Origin of the sequence: Thauera sp. (assembly GCF_035444905.1) — a bacterium.
Taxonomy (GTDB): domain Bacteria; phylum Pseudomonadota; class Gammaproteobacteria; order Burkholderiales; family Rhodocyclaceae; genus Thauera.
This window is the reverse complement of record NZ_DAOMPS010000101.1, coordinates 1-7,066: the sequence shown is the minus strand read 5'-3', so window position 1 is coordinate 7,066 and position 7,066 is coordinate 1. Positions and strand designations below refer to the sequence as shown.

The window sequence follows — 7,066 nt, the reverse complement described above, 5'->3', positions numbered from 1 at the left end:
CCCGTTGAAGGCGTCATCTTTACCGGCTAGGCTTGCGGCGTCGCATCATTGCCCCGTGCAGATGCCCTCTCAATCCACTGCAAGCACGAGCCACCCATGAAACTCACCATCTTCGGCACCGGCTACGTCGGTCTCGTCACCGGCGCCTGCCTGGCAGAGGTCGGCCACACCGTGGTCTGCATGGACGTCGATCAGGCCAAGATCGACAAGCTCAGGGCCGGCGTCATCCCGATCTGGGAGCCCGGCCTGCAGCCCATCGTCGAGCGCAATGTGGCCGAAGGCCGGCTGCGCTTCACCACCGATGTGGAAGAGGCAGTCAAGCACGCCGAGGTGCAGTTCATCGCGGTGGGCACCCCGCCCGACGAGGACGGCTCGGCCGACCTGCAGTACGTGCTCGCGGTGGCCGAGAGCATCGCCCGCCACATGCCGCGCTACCGCGTCATCGTCAACAAGTCCACGGTGCCGGTCGGCACCGCCGACAAGGTCCAGGCCAAGGTCGAGCAGATCCTCGCCGAGCGCGGCGAAGCGATCCCCTTCGATGTCGTCTCCAACCCCGAATTCCTCAAGGAAGGCGCGGCCGTGGGCGACTTCCTCAAGCCCGACCGCATCATCATCGGCACCCGCTCGGCGAAGGCGCAGGAGCGCATGCGCGAGCTCTACGAGCCCTTCAACCGCAACCACGACCGCACCCAGTTCATGGACGTGCGTAGCGCCGAGCTCACCAAGTACGCCGCCAACGCGATGCTCGCCACCAAGATCAGCTTCATGAACGAGCTCGCCAACCTGGCCGAGCTGCTGGGCGCCGACATCGAGGAAGTGCGCAAGGGCATCGGCGCCGACCCGCGCATCGGCTACCACTTCATCTACCCCGGCTGCGGCTATGGCGGATCGTGCTTTCCCAAGGACGTCCAGGCCCTGGGCCGCACCGCCGACCAGATCGGCTACGACGCCCCGCTGCTGAAGGCCGTCGAGGCGGTCAACAACCGCCAGAAGACCACCCTCTTCGCCAAGCTCGCCCGCCACTTCGGCGGCGCCGAGGCGCTGAAGGACAAGACGATCGCCGTGTGGGGCCTGGCCTTCAAGCCCAACACCGACGACATGCGCGAAGCGCCCAGCCGCACGCTCATCGAAGCCCTGTGGCAAGCCGGTGCGCGCGTGCAGGCTTTCGATCCGGTGGCGATGGACGAGACGCGGCGCATCTACGGCGAGCGCCCCGATCTCGCCCTATGCAGCAACAAGTACAGCGCCCTCGAAGGCGCCGATGCACTGGCCATCTGCACCGAGTGGCAGCAGTTCCGCGCGCCGGATTTCGACGAGATGGAGACCCTGCTCAAGGCCAAGGTCATCGCCGACGGCCGCAACCTCTACAACCCCGAACGCCTGCAAGGCGACGGCTGGCACTACTACGGTGTCGGCCGCGGCATGCAGCCCCATGGAGCCTGAGCCCATTGCCGCGGCCGGTCATCGAGCTTGATCACGTCTCGAAGGAATACCGCCTCGGGCAGGTCGCCAGCCTCAAGCAGACGGTCATGCGCGGGCTCGGCCGGCTGGTGGGGCGGCCCGCACCGGTGCGCCCGCCCTTTCGCGCCCTCGACGACGTGTCGTTCACGGTCGACGAAGGCGAGGTGCTCGGCATCATCGGCCACAACGGCGCGGGCAAGAGCACCTTGCTCAAGCTGCTGGCCAACATCACCCGGCCATCCCACGGTGCGGTGCGCGTGCGCGGCCGCGTCGCGCCCCTGATCGAGGTCGGCGCGGGCTTCGTCGGCGACCTCACCGGGCGCGAGAACGTCTATCTCAACGGCACCATCCTGGGCATGCCGCGCAAGGTCATCGACCGCAAGTTCGACGAGATCGTCGCCTTCGCCGAGATGGAGGCGTTCATCGACACCCCGGTCAAGCGCTACAGCTCCGGCATGCAGGTGAAGCTCGCCTTCTCCGTCGCCACCAGTCTCGAAAGCGACATCCTGATCATTGACGAGGTCCTCGCCGTCGGCGATCTCGCCTTTCAGCGCAAGTGCTTCGAGCGCGTCGAACACCAGATCAAGCACGAAGGCCGCACCGTGCTGATCGTGTCGCACAACATTCGCCAGGTCGAGCGCCTGTGCAAGCGCGTGCTGCTGCTCGACCACGGCCGGGTACTGGCCGACGGCGCCGGGCCCGAGATCTGCAACCGCTTCTACGCCATCAACGACGAGAAGGTGCAGGCGCAAAGCAACGAGGCCAAGCGCGTCGACAGCACCGGCGATGTCGAGGTGATCGACATCAGGCTCACCAACGATCAGGGCGAAGACGTCAGCACCGTCACCGAGGGCGCCTCGCCACGCTTCGTGCTCAGCCTGCGCGTGCATCGCCCGCTGCCCAGACCCGTGCTGGTCTTCGGCCTGCACACCATCGACTTCTTCTACGTGTGGACCACGGTCAGTCCGCCCGGCACCTTCCCCGACACGCTACCGCCCGGCGACCACGAGGTGCAGATCGCGATCGAACGCTTTCCGTTCAACAACGGCACCTTCAGCGTGCGCGTCAGCATCGACATCGGCGACGTGCTGAAGAACATCTTCTACGCCGAGAGCCTGCTGCACTTCAGCGCCTACAGCCCCACGCTCAACCGCGCGCGCTCGGAGGCCGAGGGCATCATCGCCCTGCGCACGCAGTGGCAGACCGGCAGCACCCGCAAGACGCGCCCAGGCAATCTGCGGGCCGCCGCGCACCCGGCACTGCCCACCTGAGGCGACCCACCTGACCATGCCCGCCTCGCCACGCGCCGAACTCAACGTCATCGGCTACGTCTCGTCGGCCACCGGCCTGGGCGTATCGGTGCGCAACCTCATCCGCGCCCTGCTCGGGCGCGGCATCGACGTGCGCGCCCTCGACCTCGACCTCGGTGGCGGCCGCGGGGGTGCCGATAAGCGCTTCGCCCACCTCTGCGTGGCGCGGCCGCAGGACCTGCCACAGCGCCACAACTTCTTCGTCATGCCGGCGCACGCGATCGCCGCCCATGCCGACGAGCTGCAGGCCCTGATGCTGCGCGACGGCTGCCTCAACGCCGCGTTCCCGGTGTGGGAGCTGCCGCAGATCCCCGAGGCCGACCGGCTCGTGCTGCAGACCCTGGATGTAGCCGTGTCGAGTTCGGACTTCATCCGCTACGCCTTCGATTTCGGCGTCCCGGGCTTGCGCACCGTGCGCGGCATGCAGCCGCTGGCGCTGCCCCCGGGCACCGCCGACCGCCAGCGCTTCGGCCTGCCCGCGCAGGGCGTGATCTTCGTCTTCGCCTTCGAACCCCTGAGCTGCCTCGCGCGCAAGAACCCGTACGCGGTCATCGACGCCTTCATCCAGGGGGTCGGCGAGCACGCCGATGCCCACTTGCTGATCAAGCTCAACAACCCGCGCTGGAACGGCAAGGAGCTGCCCGCCGTCACCCAGCTGCGCGACCGCGTCGCCGCGCACCCACGCATCCGCATCATCGCCGAGACCATGGACTACGCCGACGTGATGGCGCTGTTCGCGAGCTGCGACGTCTTCGTCTCCCTGCATCGCGCCGAAGGCTTCGGCCTCGGCCTGCTCGAAGCCATGCTGCTCGGCAAGCCGGTCATCGCCACCGCGTGGTCGGGCAACATGTCCTTCATGAGCGAACGCTCTGCCTGCCTGGTCGGCCACCGGCTTATCCCCACCCGCGGCACCGTCATGCAGTACCGCCCCCCCTACATCCCCAGCACGACGATGTGGGCCGAGCCCTCGGTCGACGAAGCGGCGGCCTGGATGCGGCGCCTGCTGCACGACGAGGCCCTGCGCCAGCGCAAGGGCGAGGCCGCACGCAGCGCGGCGCTGGCGTATTGCGCCGAGGCCGAGCAGTGCGCCTTCATCGACGACATCGCCGCGCTCGCCGCGCACATCGACCCGGCGGCCATGGCCGCGCGCCACGCGCAACTGCCCCTGCGGCTGGCACACATCCAGGCACTGCTCAACCCTGTTTCGCCCGCCGAGCGTGTGCGCCGCGCCTGGCGCACGCTGCGCGCCCCGCTCGACCGCCACCTGCTGTGGCGCTTCAAGCCCCAGCCGCCCGAGCAGCACTGATCACCGGCCCCGCCATGCACCGCCCGCCCGCGCCCGACACCGCACGCCGACTGCATTGCGTCGTCTTCTCGGCCGAACCGCCGGACCATGCCTGCGCCCTGCTGCGCGTAATCCAGCCCCTGCAGCGGCTGGCCACCCACTTGAGGCACGAATGGCACGCCGGCACCACCGACTGCGCCGCGGTGGACGCCGCACTCGCGCGCGCCGACCTGGTCATCGTGCAACGCTTCTTTGCCTGCCGCGCCAAGCGCGCGACGCTCGACCGCATCCTGCGTGCCGGCAAGCCCGTGCTCTACGAAACCGACGACCTGCTCGACGCGCTGCCGCCCGAGCACTACCTCGGCGCGTTCTCACGCGACAACCGCGACATCCTCATCGAATTCGTGCGCCGCTGCGACGCCGTCAGCGTCAGCACCGCCCCGCTCGCCGAGGCCTATCGCGCCTACCACCCCGAGGTGCATGTCATCCCCAACCACCTCGACCGTGAACACTGGTTCGGCGGCACGCTGCAGCACGCGCCCGCACGCCCCGACGGCGCCCCCTGCGTCATTGGCTTCTTCGGCACCGGCACCCACCAGGCCGACCTCGCCTTGGTCGAGCCCGCCCTCGCCCGCCTCGCCGACCGCCATGGGCCCAAGCTCGCCTTCCGCTTCCTCGGCTGCATCACGCCGGCGCTGGCCGCCCTGCCCAACAGCAGCCTGGCCGAAGGCTGGCACAGCTACGACGGTTTTCCCGCCCGGCTCGCCGGCGAACACATCGACATCGGCATCGCGCCGCTGGTCGACAACCCGCTCAACCGCTGCAAGAGCGACCTCAAGTGGCTCGAATACGCCGCGCGCGGCATCGCCGGCGTGTTCTCCGCCGTCGCTCCCTACGCCAGCAGCGTGCGCGACGGCCTCACCGGCCTCGTCGTCGAGAACACCGCCGACGCCTGGTTCGACGCCCTCGACCGCCTCGTGCAGGACGCCGCCCTGCGCCAGCGCCTCGCCGCCGCCGCCCACGCCGAAGTGCGCACCACGCGCACGCTCGACCGCGGCGCCGAGCGCTTCCTGCACGCTTACCGCCGCACCGCTGCCGCCCAGCCTGCCCCCGACCGCGCCGACCGCGTGTGGGACATGGTGATGCGCTACGAGGACCGCCTCGCTGCCCAGCATGCCCACCTCGCGCGCCTGGAGTCCGAGCTCGCCTGGGTCGACAACAGCCCGCCGCGCCGCCTGCTCAAGCGCCTGCGCACCCTGCTCGGCCGGCCTCAGTCGCGCCCGAGATAACGCCGGTTGAACGCCCACCACCAGGGCTTGAGCACCTCGTCGCGCAGTTCGTCGCGCAAACGCAGGGCGCGGCGCCAGGGCGACAACGGATAGTCGCGGAACACCGGGTGAAAGATGCGCCGCCCCCACGGCCATGCCAGATGCGCGCATACGCTGCGCAGCGGCACATCCAGCGACTCGGAGTTCAGCGCGCGGGCGAGCAAGGGCGCATCGCGGGTGGCGGGGTCGTCGCCCCACCACGGCGCATAGGGGTGATCGGTGCAGAACGGGATGCCGAAAATCTGCGCATAGATCGGCATCTTGTATTCCAGAAAGCCGAGCTCGGGCTGCGGGATGTCCACATAGCGCGCCAGAAAGGCGCGCGGCAGGCAGACCACGATGAACTCGCCGCACAGCGGCTCGCCCGCAAAGCCCTGCGTCTCGCGCACGAAGTGCAGGAAGCGCAAGTATTCCTCGCGCTCGGCCGAACCCTCGCGCACATACCACCACCACGGGTCCACCTCGCGCACCGGGCGCAGGCCCGAGAACAGCATCTCCCCCTCGCGCAGCTTGCCAAACAGGGCGTCGAGGCGGCCGAACACCAGCATGTCCCACTGCGCCACGAAGAGGCTGTCCCACTCGAGCGACACGCCGCGTTCGCGATACCAGTGCGCAATCATCTGGTCGCCGTGGTACCACTTCCAGTGCGCGTCGCGCACCGCGTCGAACACGTAGAAGTCGTCGAGATGGCGGCCGAGGCGCTGGCGAAAGTGCCCGGCTTGCGCCGGATCGCCGCCGAACAGACCGTAGATCCTCGCCGCAGGATTCGCGCGCCGCAGCACGGTGAGCCGGTTCTCGCAAAGATCCGGGTCCTTGTAGAACCAGAAAAGGACGGCAAGCTTCACTGAAGATCCACCAATTTGATGCACAAGCGGTCGTACGCCACACCCGGCCCGCAACGGCGCCGCCCAAGCGGCGAGGGCCGCGGTAAAGTAGCACGCCCTCGCGAAACGATTCGTGACAAAGTGAGCTTCATGGACGCTTGATTCACCATCTCCAACGTGGTGCGCACCCGACCCGCCTCGCCCCTTTCCTGCCCGCTCCCGGCCCGCCCCGCATGCGCCTCGACCCCCTCACCGCCGCCCTTCATCGCCGTACCGGCGAGCACGGTCCGGTGATGCTGATGTACCACTCGGTGCGGCCCGGCAAGGGCACGCCGGACTGGACCTGGGCGGTTTCCCGCGGCAGCCTCGAAGCCCAGCTCGACTTCCTCGACGCCGAAGGTTACGCCACCCCCACCCTGGCCGAACTGCTGGACCGCCCCGCCACCGGCCGCAGCGTCGTCATCACCTTCGACGACGGCTATGCCGACAACCTCGCCGCCTGCGAAGCGCTTGCGCGCCGCGGCATGCGGGCCACCTGGTTCATCGTCACCGGATCGATCGGCCGCCCGCCCGCCTGGCCTGCGGACGGCCGCCCCGCCGGGCGCCTGCTCGATGCCGACGAGCTGCGGCAGATGCGCGCCGCCGGCATGGAGATCGCCTCGCACGGCGTCACCCATGCCCGCCTGCCGACGCTCGACGACGAGCGGCTCGAACACGAGCTTGCAGACTCGAAGGCCGCCCTCGAATCCCTGCTCGGCAACCCCGTCTCCAGCTTTGCCTACCCCTATGGCGAATGGGACGCGCGCTGCGCACGCGCCGTGCGCCAGGCCGGCTACCGCGCGGCCTGCACCACGCGCA

At 69.2% G+C, this 7,066-nt stretch carries 6 protein-coding genes; 5 read left to right on the top strand and 1 reads right to left on the bottom strand.

The genetic code is table 11. The features are described 5' to 3' along the window. Positions 1 to 96 precede the first annotated feature (96 nt). The 4 genes from PLC66_RS21840 to PLC66_RS21825 are packed head-to-tail and all read left to right on the top strand — an operon-like array spanning position 97 to position 5,345. Positions 97 to 1,443: a UDP-glucose dehydrogenase family protein gene (locus tag PLC66_RS21840; protein ID WP_324544296.1), complete on the top strand. Its 1,347-nt coding sequence runs from the start codon at positions 97 to 99 to the stop codon at positions 1,441 to 1,443. A 5-nt stretch (positions 1,444 to 1,448) separates the two neighbouring features. Next, complete coding sequence (locus PLC66_RS21835; protein WP_324544295.1) at positions 1,449 to 2,732, top strand: ABC transporter ATP-binding protein; 1,284 nt, start codon at positions 1,449 to 1,451, stop codon at positions 2,730 to 2,732. A gap of 16 nt (positions 2,733 to 2,748) precedes the next feature. Beyond that, positions 2,749 to 4,077 carry a glycosyltransferase family 4 protein gene (locus PLC66_RS21830; protein WP_324544294.1) on the top strand — a complete coding sequence of 443 codons (1,329 nt, stop codon included), beginning with the start codon at positions 2,749 to 2,751 and terminating at the stop codon, positions 4,075 to 4,077. 14 nt (positions 4,078 to 4,091) lie between these two features. Beyond that, positions 4,092 to 5,345: a glycosyltransferase family protein gene (locus PLC66_RS21825; RefSeq protein ID WP_324544293.1), complete on the top strand. Its 1,254-nt coding sequence runs from the start codon at positions 4,092 to 4,094 to the stop codon at positions 5,343 to 5,345. Here the strand turns inward: PLC66_RS21825 and PLC66_RS21820 are convergent. Further along, a complete protein-coding gene (locus PLC66_RS21820; RefSeq protein WP_324544292.1) occupies positions 5,327 to 6,229 on the bottom strand; it encodes a hypothetical protein in 903 nt (300 codons plus the stop codon). The two genes, PLC66_RS21825 and PLC66_RS21820, sit on opposite strands and share 19 nt — an antisense overlap. 212 nt (positions 6,230 to 6,441) lie before the next feature. On the opposite strand from PLC66_RS21820, the gene PLC66_RS21815 reads away from it, so the two are divergent. Then, positions 6,442 to 7,066 (top strand): polysaccharide deacetylase family protein (locus tag PLC66_RS21815; RefSeq protein ID WP_324544291.1); only part of this gene is annotated, 625 nt, incomplete at its 3' end.